We start from the raw sequence: 17,461 nt of genomic DNA on the forward strand, positions 1-17,461 counted from the left end.
ATAAATAAAAATATAACAATTGGTAAAAAAAACATTCTATTTGTATGAGACTTTGAAAAAAATCGTTTACTTGCTAGGATTAGGGAACTGAACTGTATTCTGAACACAACAAATGAAACTAAATTTTAATCTATCACAAATTAGAAAGGATGTTTAAACTCACTTTTTATGCACTATTATTAACCATAGTACAACCATTATCCCTTTTTGCGCAAGACACATCAAAAATTGCTCCAAAAAGAGAGTTTAGAGGGGTTTGGGTGGCAACCGTTGCTAATATAGACTGGCCTTCTAAACCCGGCCTTAGTGTAGATCAGCAAAAGCAGGAACTTATTGGCATCCTGGAGAAGCACAAAGAGAATGGTATGAATGCCATAATGCTTCAGGTTAGGCCCGCTGCAGACGCATTTTATGCAAGCCCAAGAGAACCCTGGAGCCAATGGTTAATGGGCAGACAAGGTATTGCGCCAAGCCCGGGTTATGATCCATTAGCCTTTGCTATTAAAGAAGCACATTCAAGAGGGATGGAGCTTCATGCATGGTTTAATCCTTACAGAGCTACAATGAGCCCCAATTCAGTGGTTCATGAAAGCCACATGACCAGAAAACGACCTGAGCTTTTCTTTACTTATGCAGGTAAAAAACAATTTGATCCTGGAATACCAGAGGTTAGAGAATATATTGTGCAGGTTATCCTGGATGTTGTAAAAGGGTACGATGTGGATGGAATACATTTCGACGATTACTTTTATCCATATAAAGTTGAAGGCCAACGGATAAATGATGCCGCAACATTTAGTAAATATGCGAATGGGTTTACAGATATAAATGATTGGAGAAGAAACAACGTTGATGTACTTATTAAGCAATTGAATGACAGCATTCATTACTACAAAAAGTATGTTAAATTCGGCGTTAGCCCATTCGGCATCTGGAGAAACAGATCTGAAGATATACTTGGGTCTGAAACCAGTGGATTGTCTAATTATGCAGAGCTTTTTGCCGACTCCAGAAAATGGGTTAAAGAGGGTTGGGTAGATTACATTAACCCTCAGATATATTTTAGCTTTACACGCAGAGTGGCGCCATTTGCTACACTAGTAGATTGGTGGAGTAATAATACCTATGGCAGGCATCTTTATATAGGACAGGCAGCTTATCTGGTGAACCAAAGAATGGAGGCTGCGTGGCGATTACCCAAACAGATGCCTGATCAGATCAGGTATATCAGAAAAAATAATCGGGTACAGGGTAGTGTGTACTTCAGTTCCAAGTCGTTCTCTACTGTAGCACGTGCATTTGGAGATTCCTTAAAAAACGATTTTTATAAATACCCGGCACTTCCACCTCAAATGCCATGGCTGGATGATGTAATGCCTAACCAGCCACAGCAACTCATTGCTGATGCATTAAATGATGGTGTGCATCTAAAATGGGAGAAACCTCTTCCGGCCGAAGATGGAGAAACAGCATCAGGATATGTGATTTACCGTTTTGAAGAAGGTGAGAAAATAGGGATATTAAATGCAAGAAATATTCTTAAAATAAGTTTTGAAGAATTTACCTCCTATATAGATACTGATGTAGATAGTGGTAAAAGATATAATTACCTGGTTACGGCACTGGATCGGTTAAAGAATGAAAGTGAACCTAGCGGGCCGGTAGGTATACAGGCAAAAGAAGCCCTGGCGCCAAACTAGTAATACATTAAAATAAAGAAGGGGACGGTCGCCATCTCGACGATAGAAGAGATCTCTTGAACCACCCCCTTCTTGCTTAAATAATCCGCTCTATTTTTGTTGTGGCAACAAAACTAAGCGGATATAATTATCCTCATTTAAATATTTCTGAGCAGTAGTTTTTGTGCTTTCAACCGAAACACTATTTAATCTTTGCTTTTCACCCAATAGCTGGTCTAAATTCTCTCCATTTTTTAAACGGCTGCTAAGGTAGCTTAACCAATAATTGTTGTTACGCAAATTAAGCTCAAACTGACGTTGTGCTTCTGATTTGAATTTGGTGATATCATCCACAGAAGCACCGCTAGCTTTAATCTTGTTTACTTCATCAAGTGCTGCAGTAATGAGCTTTTCTACATTGGCAGGAGCACAGCTAAACGAAATATTGAAGTAATAATGCCCGGCAGGATACTTTTCCAGACTTAAGCCAACCTGTGGACTATAGACACCACTTTCTTTTTCGCGTAAACGCTCCAGTATCTTTATTTCCAGGGCACCTTTTAGCGCATCTAATTGGATGTTGTTGTCGGCATTAAAGGTATAATCTCCGTGGATGTATAATTCAACAGCGGCCTTATCTTCCAAACCCTTATATACGGTTTTACTGATTTTTCCTTTAGGTGCCCTAACTCCGCGGTCAATAAAATCCTGTTTTTTATTCAGAGCAGGTAAGCTGGCAATATAGGTTTCAATAAACGGCTTAATGGCGTTAATGTCAAATGCCCCCACAATAATGAACGTCTGTTCACTGGCATCGGCAAAGCGATCCTTATAAAAGTCAAAAGCCTTGTCTAGCGAAACTTTATCCAGATCTTGTAGATTGGTAGGCATAGCTCGCTTGTTGTACGATGACAATACCGCCTGAACAGTATCACTAAAAACACTGTTAGGGTTTGCGTTTTTATTACCTAATACTACTTTATAATCAGAAATGTTCTTGTTAAATATCTCACTATCTTTTCTTGGATTGGTAGCGTAGGCATAAATCATTTGAAAAGCTGTTTCAATGTCTTTTGGAGAAGAACTTCCGCTAAAGCCTTGATAAAGGTCGTCTACATAAGCACCAGCACGGCCAGTGTTACCAGCTAGCAGCTTTGATAATTGTGTTGGATTGAACTCGCCAACCCCACTTTGAGCGATCAGACTTACCATCTGTGCCGATTCAAGATCCTCATCATTAACTACAGACATTCCCCCTTTAGAGAATGAACTGAAGATGACCTGGTCATTTTTAAAGTCGGTAGGTTTTAAAAGAACTTTAATTCCATTGCTTAATGTTAATTCGGTAACGCCTACGGCATCAATCTTCCTTTCGCTGACAACTTTACCCGCAGTAGGTTTTTTCTCTAACAGGGGCTTGTTTAATGAGTTGTCTACATATGCCGTAATTCCGGCACCGGCATTTTTAACAGCGGCTACCAGTTGGGCCTCTGTTGGCAGACTAGCTTTGTCCTTTTCAGGAGCTTGAACCACAATAATTTGATTCTCTTTTGGTGTAAGTGTTTTTACCAAGGCATTTATCTCCTCAAGGGTAATATTAGCAACCGCTTTTTGGGTCTCTGCATAAGTATAGTCAATAGAAGGAATGGTGCTTCCTTTAAGGAAGTTATTCAGGTATTGCTGTACAAAGTTTGATGATGCTGTCTTATCCTTCTCCTTGTATTGTTTTTCATTACCTGCAAGAATGTTTTTCTTAGCGACATCCAATTCCGATTGCACAAAACCGAATTTGCTCATCCGCTCATTTTCGGCAAGGGCACCTGTAAAAGCTTTTTCCAGCTGCTCGCCCGACTTAGCTGCAACTACAGTTTGGAAAGCATTAATACCCGAAACCAAGCCGCCTTGATATGGTCCGAATGAGCTTTGTCCAAAAATAAAAGGAGCATTCTCTTTTTGCAAGATCTCTTCAAATCTTGCACCCAGCATGCTATTCACCATAGAATACATGATTCTCTTTTTAAAATCGGCAGTAGTTTTTGTCGCATTGCCACGTAATTTATACATGATGATGGCAACATCATAAGGCTGCTCAGGATCCGTAATTACTTTAACAAGCGGCTCTTTGTTGTCGGGCAAATCATAATTTAAGCGAGGTTTAGGATTTGCCGGATTAGTTAGGTCAGAGAAGTTGACTTTAATTAACTGCTCAACTTCATTTACATCAAAATCACCAACAGCTATCACAGCTTGTAAATTTGGTCTGTACCAATCCTTGTAAAAGCTTCTGATCCTGTCGTGAGAAAATGATTTTAAAATATCAATCTTTCCAATAGGAAGGCGGTTTTCATAACGGGAGCCTTTTAGTAATAATGGAAGCAATTGTTTGCTCATACGTTCCTGAGCGTTTTTTCCGCGCTGGCGATCTTCTTCAATGATCACACCGCGTTCTTTATCAATCTCTTCACCCTCCATAACCACTTTTCCTGCCCAATTGGCCAGGATCTTAAAACCTGTTTTGAATACCAGGGCACTATCAGTTGGGATGGGTAATTGATAAACCGTTTGCTCAAAGCCGGTGTAAGCATTTAAGTCGGCACCGAAACGGACACCTGCCTTTTGAAGGTAATTGATGATATCGTTTTTAGGGAAATCTTTTGTGCCATTAAAGGCCATGTGTTCCGTAAAATGGGCTAGTCCTTGCTGATCATCCTCTTCCATTAACGAACCAATTCGGGTTGCCAAATACAATTCAGCCCTGTTTTTAGGTTCTACATTCTTTCTGATGTAGTAAGTTAAACCATTGGCCAGTTTCCCAATTTTAACATTAGGGTCGTTAGGGATCAAAGTGCCATTGGCTTTTTTCGCAGCTGCTGATACTGTCTTTTTTACAGTTGTAGGTTTTTTTTGCGCAAGTACGGGAGTATTAAATGCCACAAGCGCGGCAAGCCCACATACGAGAGTGTTGATTGTTCTTTTCATGAAAAATAGTTAATGAGCTAAATTTAAACTTTTATAATAATTTTTTTATTATACATGGCCCAAAGAATTATCAGCCAGAATAATATAAAGGTAACTGCCCAAGCCAGTGAAGCATTAATTGGCGAGAAATAGGATGAGAAACCTGAGTAAAGCCAGGCTTGTAAGGTTATTTCAGTGCCGGTGCTGTTTTTTACATGGATCATACCTAATATTCGTGGTATTAAGCCCGATAAGAAAAACACTGTAATTGCATTTACCCCATATACCACAAAAGGCTTGGTAAAGCGATTGTACTGGTGAACATCTATTATCCAATAACTAAGCGCAAGTATTACAGTTGCTAAACCACCAGTATACAAGACAAAAGAACTGGTCCATAGCGATTTATTAATTGGAAATTGTAAATCCCATAACAAGCCTAAAACTACAGCAGCACAACCTGTAGTGAATAACCAGGCTATTTTAGAAGCGGCATCAACATCTTTACGTTTTAGGTAAACGCCAACCAGGATTCCGGATAAGCCTGTAGCAATTGCCGGAATGGTACTAAAGATGCCTTCGGGATCCCAGGTCTTAGCCGATTTCCATAGGTGAGCCTCCGTTAGTATGCCTCTGTCTATCCATGCGCCAAGATTGGTTTCTTTTTCAAGATTAGCATATCCCACACCGGGAACAGGTACAAATGTCATTAATGCCCAGTAAACTGCTAACAACGCAATTAATATCCTGAAGATGTTTTTTTCGGAATTTTTAAGAAATATAATAGATGAAATAAAGAATACTACTGCAATCCGTTGTAGCACCCCGGGAATGCGTACATGCTGAAAAGCACCTATAGGATCAGTAAACACCTTGGGAAATAAGGATAGGAATAATCCTAAACCAAATAGGATAAGCGCTCTTTTGAGTGCTTTTAAAATGGTTTTGCGATGTGTTGCGGGGTTGGTTTTTTTGCTTCCCATCGCGTAAGCAATTGAAACACCAACAATAAATAGAAAGAAAGGAAAAATTAGATCTGTAGGCGTGCAGCCGTTCCATTCTGCGTGTTCAAGAGGAGTGTAAATATTGCCCCAATCTCCGGGATTATTTACAAGTATCATGGCAGCTACCGTGGCACCTCTAAAAAAATCAAGGGATAATAATCTTGCCGGAGCGGTAGTAGCAGTTGATATAGAAGTCATGAATGGGGAATTAATTACAAAATAATCGCTATTGCGTAAACACAATAGCGATTATAAATATAATTAAAATTTATAGCGGACAAAGGCCTCCATCGCCTCGTAGTTTGCTAATCCCAAATTGTCATAAGCCTGGGCAGTTTCTCTGTTTCTGTCCTCAGCTCTTTTCCAGAATTCTCTGGCATCATCACCAGGGAAAACAGCTCTGTCTTTTTGCGACTGGTGTTTGAAAATAGCGAATTTCTTTCTTTCCACTTCTTGTGGACTAAGTGGAACAGCCATTTCAATTTCATGCGTTTCAAATTCCTGCCATGCACCACGGTACATCCATAACCAGCAATCTTTAACCCAGCTTTCAGTTTTTGCTAAACGCTTTAATGCTTCTAAAATGATATTGAAACAAACGATATGAGTTCCATGTGGATCTTCAAAATCGCCGGCAGCAAATACTTGTTCTGGTTTAACCTTTTGTAAAAGATCCATTGTTAATTGAATATCCAGATCGGTAACAGGGTTTTTATTGTTTTTTCCGCTTTCGTAAAAAGGAAGCGCCATAAAATGGATATGGTCATCTTCCAGTCCGCAATAACGTGCACCTGCAATAGCCTCTCCTTTTCTGATCAAGCCTTTTACCGTTTGAATTTCTGGAGTATCAACCTGATTTGGTTGCTTTTTCTCCATAAAATCGCGCATGTTGTTGTACAATCCTTTTAACTCGTCTTTGCCAAGACCCATTTTTTCAGAAAAGTCTATGCTAAATTCAACAAAACGAAGTGCATCATCATCCCATACTGCAGTATTTCCGGAAGTTTGGTAAGCTACGTGTACATCATGTTTCTGATCTACTAAACGGATAAAAGTACCACCCATTGAAATTACGTCATCATCAGGGTGCGGTGAGAAAATGATTGAACGCTTTTTAGCAGGTTCAGCTCTTTCCGGTCTTTGTGAGTCGTCAGCATTAGGCTTACCACCCGGCCATCCGGTAATAGTATGTTGTAATTTATTAAAGATGTCTATGTTGATGTTGTAAACAGGGCCTCTGTCAATAGCCAGCTGAGCCATGCCATTGTTATTGTAATCATCCTCGGTAAGTTTAAGAACAGGTTTACCTAAATGATTTGCCAGCCAGATTACTGCTTTTCTGGTTAGTTTTTCATCCCAAACACAATCTTTTACCAACCAAGGCGTATCAAAACGGGTTAATAAAGACGCTGCATCCTGATCCAGGATGAATTCAACATGCTCAGAAAGCTGTAAATAAGTAGCAGGAACATCACTTGAAATTTCGCCTTCAACAGCTTTTTTAATGATGGAAGCTTTTTTTCTGTTCCATGCCATCAAAATAATCTCACGGGCTTTGAATATAGTACCAATACCCATGGTAATTGCTTTTGTAGGCACAAAAGATTTACCACCAAAATCTCTTGCAGCATCACGTCTTGTAAGGTCATCAAGCGTTACCAAACGAGTACCTGAATTTGGTGCAGAACCCGGCTCATTGAAACCAATGTGACCGGTACGTCCAATACCTAATATCTGGATGTCTAATCCTCCCAGATCTCCAATCTTTTTTTCATAGGCAAGGCAAAAAGCAGGAATTTCTTCTAGACTCAATGTCCCATCAGGGATGTTAACATTGTTTTTGTCGATGTCGATGTGATCAAACAAATGCTCGTTCATAAAAGAAACATAGCTTTGCGCAGCATCTGGCTTCATTGGATAATACTCATCCAGGTTAAACGTGATCACGTTTTTAAAGCTTAAACCCTCTTCTTTATGCATTCTTACTAATTCTGCATACACTGCAATAGGTGTAGCTCCAGTAGCTAAACCTAAAACAGCCTGAGTGTTATTCTTTTGTTTTTCTTTAATCAGATCCCCGATACGTTTGGCCACGCTAAGTGATGCGGCTTTAGGGTTTTCAAAGACAGAAACGGGTAATTTTTCAAAACGCGTTTCTTCCAGAAGATTTAATCTTGCCATTTATTTTTGTTCTTAAAGTTTGTACGGAGCAGTAAATATAGCGACTCTATTGAGTATAACAAGAATTTTAATTTGGTAAAAAGGCTAAATTCAGGTCGTTAACCGGTTGCTATTACCGATTGCATTTTACACAATCGATTGAGATGTTGAGTAAACGGTGTTTTTGAAAATAGCAAGCCTGAAATATTTTTTTAATTGATTTAGAGTTTCTTCGAGGATTGTTCGGAGCTTGTTCATAACAAACCCACAAACAGGTATCTTTTTGTGAAGAAATTGTGAATGAAGTGTGAATCATGTGAGGATTTAATATCTTGCGGATACAAAATTTTAACTATGAATGTTAACTGGAGCAGACTTTTTCAGACCATTGAGAAAAAGGAAAGAGTAATAATCGGATTAATGTCGGGCACTTCACTTGATGGATTGGATATTGCCCTTTGCAGTATTAGCGGAAACGGTGCAGCAACTAAGGTTAAGGTTAAGAATTTTAAARCRGKKMMWKAKTSTAATGCTTTTAAAGCAGAGGTTAAAGCGATATTTTCCAGAAAAGATGCAGACCTGCAAATGGTTTGCCTAATGAATGAAAAAATAGGATTAGTCCATGCAGAGATGATTTTAAAGGCTATTGAATCGTGGGAATTAAAGCCTGAGGATGTTGATGTAATTGCAAGTCACGGACAAACTATTTTTCATGCACCGGCTTCTTTGCACAAGTTGTCTAATTATCCGAATGGGACTTTGCAAATAGGAGATGGAGATCATATTGCCGTAAAAACAGGTATTGTTACCCTATGCGATTTTCGACAAAAGCATATTGCAGCTGGTGGTGAAGGCGCGCCACTGGCCGTATATGGCGATTATCTGCTGTTTTCTGAAAAGGGAGAAGATCGGGTAATGTTAAATATAGGAGGGATAGCCAATTTTACTTATCTGCCAGGTGATAATGATGCCGCAAAGGTGTTTTCTACAGATGTTGGTCCAGGGAATACGTTGATGGACCAATTTGTTCAGCATCATTATGAAGGTCTATATTTTGATCAAAATGCTTCAATAGCTAAAGTGGGTGTAGTGAGTGCTGCATTGCTTAAGGAATTGATGCAATCAGATTTTTTAGCTGCACAGTTTCCCAAAACAACAGGACCGGAATTGTTTAATCTGAGGTATTTAAAGGCTGCACAGGAGCGATCAAAAACCAGCAGCCTTAATAATGAAGATGTAATGGCAACCCTATGCAGTTTTACCGCTCAGGTTATTGTTGATGCCATTGAAAAATGCTTTGGCGACAACCAAAAACCATCTATATACATGAGCGGGGGTGGTATGCATAACCCATTGCTTGTAAAGCAGCTTAAAGACGGATTGCCCAATGCCAGGTTTTATACCACGGAAGACCTGCAAATAAATCCGGATGCTAAAGAAGCTGTTCTGTTTGCCGTATTGGCTAATGAAACATTAACGGGCACTGCCATCAATTTTGGCGATAGGGCGGGTGTTCCATCAATTTGTATGGGTAAAATCTGTTTGCCTTTTTAAAGAATCTGCAGGTTTTTACGATGGTAAGCATTTAAGGTTACATCGTCTGCAGGGAGCTCGGTAACCAAATAGTCTATATTCTCCAGGGCAGCTACTTTAAGCCTTAATGATATGTCTAGCTTTTCGGAGATGCAAAGTACTGCAGTTCTTTTTGAAAAGTTAAGCATCGTTTTTTTAAGCTGATTAATTTCCCAGTCCGTATCTGTTAAGCCATCGGTCGGATGAAGTGCACTTGTTCCCAGCAAACAAAGGTCGGCACTGATTTCCGACAACTGATTGATCACATGCCCACCGTAAGTTACCTGTGAATTCTTTGAGAACAAACCTCCAATAAGGATCACCTCTATCTTTGCATATTTGGCCAGTTCAATCGCTACAAAAGGGCTAATGGTAAAAAAAGTGGCATGTAAATTCTCTGGAAGAAGCTTGGCCACTTCAATTATGGTGGTTCCTCCGCCAGTTAAAACAACCATTCCATCCTTTATCAGGGAAATGGCTTTTTTGGCGATACTGATCTTTGCGTCCTTTGCATACACTGAACTATCATCAAAAGAAGATTGGTAAGATTTTGACAATGCGCCACCGTGAACCTTGAAGAGCTTGTTGTTGTCCGATAATTCCTGGAGGTCGCGCCTGATGGTATCCTCAGAAACATTCAGCAACTGAACAAGGTCTGAGGTAAGAACGCGATTGTGCAAGTTAATTTGCCTCATCACAAAATCATGTCTCTCTTTTTTCAGCATCTGTTTAATTTTTGACTAAAGTAACAAAAAACGATTAATAATTTAATGCGGGTTTATGCAGGTTTGTGCAATATTGATTTGTGTAACAAGAATGAAATAGTTGTTTATTTTGTAAATAAGTGAAAAACATTTATGATATTTACTAGAGGTTTGATTTTTTGCGTGTAATTGCGTGTTTTGAAAAACCGTATTTCCCCGCAAATAGCCAAACGAGAACTTAAATTTATTAACCAAACTATCGTTCATGAAAAAAAAACTACTTCTGTTTATTACAGTTGGTTTTTTGCTAATTTCCCAAACATTTGCCCAGCAAAAAACGATTACAGGTAAAGTCACCTCAACTGAAGATGGGCTTCCCATCCCAGGCGTTTCCGTAAAAATTAAAGGAACGTCTACCGTTGTTCAAACCGCTAATAACGGGGGGTACAGTATTAACGCCAACACAAATGATGTGCTGGTTTTTTCTTATGTGAGTATGGTCACGCAAGAGAAAACTGTGGGCAGCACAACAACATTGGATGTTGCCATGGTTCCAGACTCAAAAGCACTAAGTGAGGTTGTGGTTACCGCTCTTGGCATTAAACAACAGAAAAGATCCTTAGGGTACGCAACTCAGGACATTAAGGCTGCGGATATTACAAACACTAACCAGTCTAACGTACTAAACGCGTTAAAGGGGAAAGCGTCCGGTGTTCAAATTACAAGCTCCGGTGGTGCTGCAGGTTCAGGTACAAGAGTTCAGATCAGAGGAATTAACTCTTTGAACCCTTCGGCCGATAATCAGCCATTGTTTGTTGTTGATGGCATTCCTATTTCCAACAGTACTGATTTAATTGGTATTAACAGTGATAACTTTCAAAACCCTAACCGTGCTGGTGATATAAATCCGGAGGATATTGAAACAATGACCATCCTTAAGGGGCCAGCTGCCTCTGTATTATATGGTTTAAGGGCTGCCAACGGTGCCATCATCNTTMCKANCTWARNTNCAGGTAAGTCTGGTAAACCAAGCTTTAATTTTAAAAGTTCCGTTAGTTTTGACGACGTAACAAAGACACCTCCAATACAAACGACCTATGGTAATGGTAACGGTGGAGCATATGTGCCGAGTGTAAACAGCTGGGGGCCAAAAATTGAAAGCGGTATACCCGTTTATAACCCTTACGATGTGTTCTTTAAAACAGGGCATCAAACACAGAATTCCTTTACTTTTAGCGGGGGAAATGACAATGCTACTTATTTTACTTCAATTTCGAACTCAGAACAAAAGGGCGTTGTGCCGAATTCTGATTATGGCAAAACATCCATCAGACTTTCGGGAACATTAAAGGCCTCAGAAAAATTCAAGTTTGAAGGATCTGCAAATTATATTAATTCCGGCGGTAAAAATCCTCGTACTGGTATCACCTCTGGTACCATATTTTATTTGATGCGCCACACCAATACCGTTGACCCTGCAGACTACTTAAATCCGGATGGAACTGAGAAAACGTACAATGCCTCTATTCAAAACCCATTCTATTTTACTGAAAATGCCTTTTTAAAGGATAATGTAAACAGGGTAATAGGAAATTTGGGAGCAGAGTTTAAAGCGAACGACTGGTTAACGTTTAACTATAAAGCCGGTATTGACAATTACACCGATTTCAGACAGATTTATAATGAAAAAGGATTGCTGATCAGTACGCTGGGGTCTATGACCGAGCAAAGGATTAGCTATAGCGAGGTGAATTCTAATTTCTACGCCAGAGCAAGCAAACAGTTTGGCGAGAAGTGGCTGGTAAACTTCTTATTAGGTCATTCCTATACCCATATTAACAGAACCAACCTCTCTCTTAATGGCGCTCAGGCGGTTGTTCCTAATGTAGAGAGTATTAATAACTATAATGTATATACTACTTTAACTTATCCGGGTAAAAAGAATATCATCGGTATTTTTGGTGATTTGAATGTGAGTTACGACAATACTGTTTTCTTAAGTGTAACAGGAAGAAATGACTGGTCATCTACCTTACCGCAGAGTAACCGCTCATTCTTTTATCCGTCGACCAGCCTATCATATGTATTTACAGAGACTTTGGGCTTGCAGCAAAACGACATATTTAACTTCGGTAAGTTAAGGCTTTCGTATGCGGAGGTGGGTAAAGATGCCGATCCTTATCAGATAGGTGAGTATTACTCTACATTGGCTGCATTTGATGGTGTGAGTGGTGTACGACGTGACATTAGAATTGGTTCTGAATCTTTACGTCCTGAAAGAACAAAAGGATTAGAGGTAGGGGGTGAGTTTCACTTCTTTAAAAGTCGATTAACTTTAGATGCAAACTATGCAATTCTGAACAGTATTGACCAGATTGTACCTGTTCCTATTAGTTATGCATCAGGCTATGATATTTTTGTAACCAATGCCGGAAAGATTAGAAATAAATCTTTAGAGTTTTTGTTAACAGCAACAGTCGTTAAAAGTGATGACTTTAAATGGGATGTAAGTGCAAATTGGTCGCGCACAAAAGGAAGGGTGCTTTCTATGCCTCCGGGAGTAAATGAAATCCAGTTCAACCCTGAGAGTCCATGGGTAAAACAAATTATAAAAACAGGTGGAAGGCCAGGTGATTGGTACGGCTGGCCATATACCCGTGTTACAGACCAGAATAGTGAGTATAACGGGCAGCTGGTTATCGGTGCTGATGGATATCCGATTATTCCTCAGCCGTTATCTAACAACTACCTGATTGGTAATGCATATCCGGACTGGACCGGTGGTTTGGGCAGTACCTTAGCATATAAAGGAATAACCTTCTCGTTCATGTTTAACTTTAGAAGGGGTGGCGATGTATTTGATATTCCTAAAACACAAAGATTTTCTACTGGTATAGGTGCCGAAACACAAATCAGAGATACACAGGTAATATTTAAAGGAGTGAAAAACATCGGAACACCGGAGGCTCCCATATATGCGCCAAATGATAAACAAGTGGTTATCGATCAGCTTTTTTATGCGAACAGCTTCCCATACAAACTGGCGCCTGAAAATAATGGATTCCAGGATGCTTCATGGATTAGGTTGCAGAATGTGTCCTTGTCTTACGAATTGCCAAAAAGCTGGCTGAACAAAAGTTTTATTAAGTCGGCATCAATTTCTGCAACGGCAAATAACTTGTGGTTAAGCACTCCTTTTATTGGGTTTGATCCTGAAGCAAGCGCTTATGGAGCAGGTTCAAATTCTGTTGGATATGTAGGTACTGGTGTGCCAACGACCAGAAGTATATTCCTTGGTTTAAATGTTAATTTCTAAGATTCAGTTATGAAAAATATAAGTTTTAAAGTTTTTGTCGCACTACTTACTGCTTCTGTAATATTGGGGGCATGTAAGAAACAGCTGGACATTAATGATGATCCATCGAGACTGACGCCAGAACAGGCAACCATTTCGGGCTTGCTGGCCTCAACAATTCAATTTACGGCAACCTCGTTTTTTAATGCAGGCCAATATGGTAATGCCTATCCGCAATACCTTGCCGGATTTAATGCATACGAGGCAAATATAGATTCGTATAATCCGTATGGGTTTGATAACATATGGGAATCTGCCTATAGGGACGCAATGCCTAATTTAAAGGATCTTATCCAAAGATCGGAAGTGTCTGGTGCTCCTCAATATGCGGGTATTGGAAAGCTATTACTTGCTTTAAATTTAATGCAGTGTACAGATCTATGGGGCGATTTGCCATACAAAGAGGCTTTTAAAGGACCTTCAGTTCCTAGTCCGACCTATGATAAGCAACAAGATATATACACTGTATCGTTAAAAGAGCTTTTAGACGGAGCAATAGCCGATTTGAATAAGCCGGTGCCAACAAATACAGCATTACAGGTTGGTGCTACTGACCTGGCTTTTAAAGGTGTAATTGCCAGCTGGAAAAAGGCGGCATATGGTGCAAGAGCCCGGTATTACATCAATTTATCTACTAAAGACCCATCAAATGCACTTAAAGCGGCTGACGATGCTGCCCTGGCTATCGATGATGTTACCGGAACAGCCGATTTGCAGGTAAAATATACTCAGGATAAACCCAGCCCTTGGTATACCAACCTTGGTCAGCCTGCCATTGCCTCAAAACAACACCGCCCTTCTTATTTTATGGTTAATTTAATGAATGGAACGGGGTATTTTAACGCACTTATCGATCCAAGGTTGCCGAAATTGTTTGATAATGCTGGCGCAGCCACTTATATCGGCAGACCAGTTGGCGCCTTGAGTACCCAACAGGGAGCTAACTTGGCCAATAGCGATATCACTGAAAAAACCTTTTATGGTGCAAGAACATCCCCTGTGCCTATATTGACATATGCCGAGGTTCAGTTCATAAGAGCTGAAGCACTATTTGCGACCAACAAAGAAGGCGCCTATACGGCATACTTAAACGGAATTAAGGGTAACATGCAGAAGTTGGGCGTCGGAACGGATGATATTAATAAATATGTTAATGATCCGCTAATCAGCAAAGGCTCTGCTAATTTAACGCTTACTGATGTGATGTTGCAAAAGTACATTGCGCTATTCCTGCAAATGGAAACCTGGACAGATATGAGAAGATATCAATATAGTAATACCATATATCCTGGTTTAGTTCCACCATTTAAGAATCTATTGGGCACAAGCTACGTGCAGCGTGCAAAATATGCGGATAATGAGCCGGGGAGAAATCCAAATGTTCCTCAGGTAGCCAATCAGGCTGTGAAATTATGGTTGTTTAATTAATATTGAAGGATATGAAAAATAAAATATCAAAACTCTTTATAGCTGCTTTTACTGCCATGATCGTGTTTTCGGCATGCAAGAAGAATGATCCGGACCAATGGCTAAAAGATAATATTACAATTATTGGGAAGGTACCTGTAGTGGCAGGATTTACGGTTAAACCTCCGCAAACTACCAATGTAGCGGCAGGAACTAATGTACAGTTGGACCTGAGATATTGGTCTGATGATCAAATTGATAAAATCAATCTAAGATCAACTGTAGGCGCAAATGCTCAGGCACTTGTTTCGACCATTCCTTATCAAAAAGCGTATTCTTCAGTTAGCCGGACAGACTCTTTATTGCTTGGTTATCAGGTTCCTGGTGATTTAGCAAAAGGCACTTCTGTGGTTATGGAAATAGAGGTGGTTAATAAGAATACCCTCACTAAAAAAGCTACACTGACTCTTAAAATCCAATAATGTAATCTCTCGTTAGTCCCCGGTTGTATGACCGGGGATTTTTTATTGCTGAGATATCTCTTATTTTCATACTTTTGCGCTAAAGTATTTATTTATGGCAAGTTTTACTCTTACTCCTGAAACCTGGCAAAAGGTTAAAATTAAATTTTTAAGAAAATATCGTGATTTGGCGCAAGTAAATCTTTCTTTTGCTCCGGGACAAGAAGATCAGCTTGTACAACAGCTTATGGATTTGGTTAAAAGAGACAGAGAATATGTTGAATTTACCATAAAAAAGGCCCTGGCTGATCCTGATGGGAACAGACTTTAACTTTCCTTCATTTCTTTATGGGAAGCTCTCCCAGGCTTTGAATTGTATTTAAAATCCAATATTGGATTTTTTTGGAGTGTTTTTATTTGTAAGTTTACCATTAAACAGATTGGTGAACGATGAAACAATATAAACTAGCTGCCGTTTTTGCGCTTATAGCTTTCGCTTCTTTAACATGGTCTTTTAAAGAGGACTTGTTTCAGGTTTCTAAAAATCTGGACATCTTCGCCTCTTTATATAAAGAGATTGCCATCAATTATGTGGAGGAGACCAACCCATCTGATTTGATGCGAAACAGCATCGATGCGATGCTGGAAAATCTAGATCCTTACACCGAATACATTCCGGAATCTGAAATTGAAGATTATAAATTAAAGTATGTGAGCACGCAATACGGTGGTATTGGTGCCAGCACGGTTTCTATTGAAGGTAAGCTGTTTGTAAATGAAGTAGTTGAAGGATATCCGGCAGATAAGCAGGATGTAAAACCCGGAGATCAGTTGGTGAAGATAAATGGCAATGAGGTAAAGGGGAAAGATCGTAATCAGATCAGCCAATTGTTGCGTGGTCCCAAAGGGTCTACAGTAGATATGTTGATTATAAGAGACGGTTCTGTGATCACTAAGAAACTGGTGCGTGATGAGATTAAGCAACCTAATGTACCCTATTCTGGTATGACGGAAGATAATATTGCTTACATCCGTTTAGATAAATTTCTTGAAAATTCTGCTCAGGAGGTAAAGGATGCTGCAATTGCATTAAATAAACAGCAGCCAAAAGGAATGATCCTTGATTTAAGGTATAATGGCGGAGGTATTTTGCAGGAAGCAGTTAAAATAGTTAACCTCTTTGTAAACAGAGATGTGTTGGTTGTTACACAAAAGGGCCGGAATCCACAAAAAACCATTGTTTATAAAACCCTGACTGAGCCTTTACTGTTGAATATGCCACTGGTAGTGCTAGTAGGTAGTTCCTCAGCTTCGGCATCAGAGATTGTTGCAGGATCATTGCAGGATCTCGACAGAGCGATTATTGTCGGTCAGCGAAGCTTTGGTAAAGGATTGGTACAACAAACCTTTAATTTGCCTTACAATAGCCTGGTGAAGGTTACGGTGGCTAAGTATTATACGCCATCTGGCCGCTGTATTCAAGCCCTTGATTATGCGCATAAAGATGCAAACGGGAAAACACTGAAGTTTGCGGATTCGCTATCTCATAAGTTTAATACCAGTGCAGGCAGAAGCGTTTATGATGGAAACGGGGTTTATCCTGACGTGGTGGTGAACTCGAGCAGGCCAAGTCCCATTACCATGTCTATTATGAGCAAAAACCTGTTTTTTGACTATGCCAATGACTATAAAAAGAAAAATAAAACTATTGCACCTGCGGCTAATTTCCAATTGACAGATAACGATTACAATCAATTTGTAGCTTCATTAGATGGTAACGATTATTCATATGCTTCACGTACTGAACGTTTGTTGTCTGATTTGCGAGATGAGGCCGAAAAAGAGAATAAATTGAGTATTGTTAAGGTAGATCTGGATGATTTAAAGGATAAGATGCTTGGCGCTAAAAAAACTGATCTTATCACCTATAAAGCCGAAATAAAACGTGTTTTAGAGACGCAGATCGTAAGCCGTTATTATTACGAGAAGGGTAAGGTTATTCAGGCATTCCAATACGACAAGGAGCTTCAGGCAGCTAAAGCGTTGTTAGGCAACTCCACTAAAATGCTAGCGGTATTAAAAGGTGAGGGTGAATATAAAACTATAGGCAGCCCCACCAAAACGATTGCAGCAATATCAACAGCAGAAAACTAAAGATCTT

At 39.6% G+C, this 17,461-nt stretch carries 9 protein-coding genes and 2 pseudogenes; 7 read left to right on the forward strand and 4 right to left on the reverse strand.

Annotation, left to right across the window (positions count from 1 at the left end; genetic code table 11):
• Nucleotides 1–149: 149 nt before the first annotated feature.
• Complete coding sequence (locus N824_RS27570; protein ID WP_048908292.1) at nt 150–1,700, forward strand: glycoside hydrolase family 10 protein; 1,551 nt, start codon at nt 150–152, stop codon at nt 1,698–1,700.
• A gap of 90 nt (nt 1,701–1,790) precedes the next feature.
• On the opposite strand, the gene N824_RS27575 is transcribed toward N824_RS27570, so the two are convergent.
• The 3 genes from N824_RS27575 to nagB all read right to left on the reverse strand — a co-directional run bounded on the left by N824_RS27575 (nt 1,791) and on the right by nagB (nt 7,822).
• Nucleotides 1,791–4,658 carry a pitrilysin family protein gene (locus N824_RS27575; RefSeq protein WP_048908293.1) on the reverse strand — a complete coding sequence of 956 codons (2,868 nt, stop codon included), beginning with the start codon at nt 4,656–4,658 and terminating at the stop codon, nt 1,791–1,793.
• A gap of 23 nt (nt 4,659–4,681) precedes the next feature.
• A complete protein-coding gene (locus N824_RS27580; protein ID WP_048908294.1) occupies nt 4,682–5,839 on the reverse strand; it encodes an acyltransferase family protein in 1,158 nt (385 codons plus the stop codon).
• A 63-nt stretch (nt 5,840–5,902) separates the two neighbouring features.
• The gene (gene nagB / locus N824_RS27585) at nt 5,903–7,822 is read right to left on the reverse strand and encodes a glucosamine-6-phosphate deaminase (RefSeq protein ID WP_048908295.1); all 1,920 of its coding nucleotides are present in this window, start codon (nt 7,820–7,822) and stop codon (nt 5,903–5,905) included.
• Nucleotides 7,823–8,155: 333 nt separating this feature from the next.
• Here nagB and N824_RS27590 point away from each other — a divergent pair.
• Nucleotides 8,156–9,355, forward strand: a pseudogene (locus tag N824_RS27590) (anhydro-N-acetylmuramic acid kinase).
• Here the strand turns inward: N824_RS27590 and N824_RS27595 are convergent.
• Entirely contained in the window at nt 9,352–10,098 is a 747-nt protein-coding gene (locus tag N824_RS27595; RefSeq protein ID WP_048908297.1) for a DeoR/GlpR family DNA-binding transcription regulator, read from the reverse strand. The pseudogene N824_RS27590 and the gene N824_RS27595 overlap by 4 nt on opposite strands.
• Before the next feature lie 244 nt (nt 10,099–10,342).
• Between N824_RS27595 and N824_RS27605 the strand changes: the two are divergent.
• From N824_RS27605 to N824_RS27625, 5 genes and pseudogenes are all read left to right on the forward strand, one after another.
• A pseudogene (locus N824_RS27605) lies at nt 10,343–13,393 on the forward strand (SusC/RagA family TonB-linked outer membrane protein).
• Between the two features lie 9 nt (nt 13,394–13,402).
• Entirely contained in the window at nt 13,403–14,860 is a 1,458-nt protein-coding gene (locus tag N824_RS27610; RefSeq protein WP_048908300.1) for a SusD/RagB family nutrient-binding outer membrane lipoprotein, read from the forward strand.
• Nucleotides 14,861–14,871: 11 nt separating this feature from the next.
• A complete protein-coding gene (locus tag N824_RS27615; RefSeq protein WP_048908301.1) occupies nt 14,872–15,321 on the forward strand; it encodes a hypothetical protein in 450 nt (149 codons plus the stop codon).
• 94 nt (nt 15,322–15,415) lie between these two features.
• Nucleotides 15,416–15,631 (forward strand): hypothetical protein, encoded by a 216-nt coding sequence (locus tag N824_RS27620; RefSeq protein ID WP_048908302.1) that lies wholly within the window; start codon nt 15,416–15,418, stop codon nt 15,629–15,631.
• A 119-nt stretch (nt 15,632–15,750) separates the two neighbouring features.
• A complete protein-coding gene (locus N824_RS27625; RefSeq protein ID WP_048908303.1) occupies nt 15,751–17,454 on the forward strand; it encodes a S41 family peptidase in 1,704 nt (567 codons plus the stop codon).
• Nucleotides 17,455–17,461 lie beyond the last annotated feature (7 nt).

Origin of the sequence: Pedobacter sp. V48 (assembly GCF_000523515.1) — a bacterium.
GTDB lineage: Bacteria > Bacteroidota > Bacteroidia > Sphingobacteriales > Sphingobacteriaceae > Pedobacter.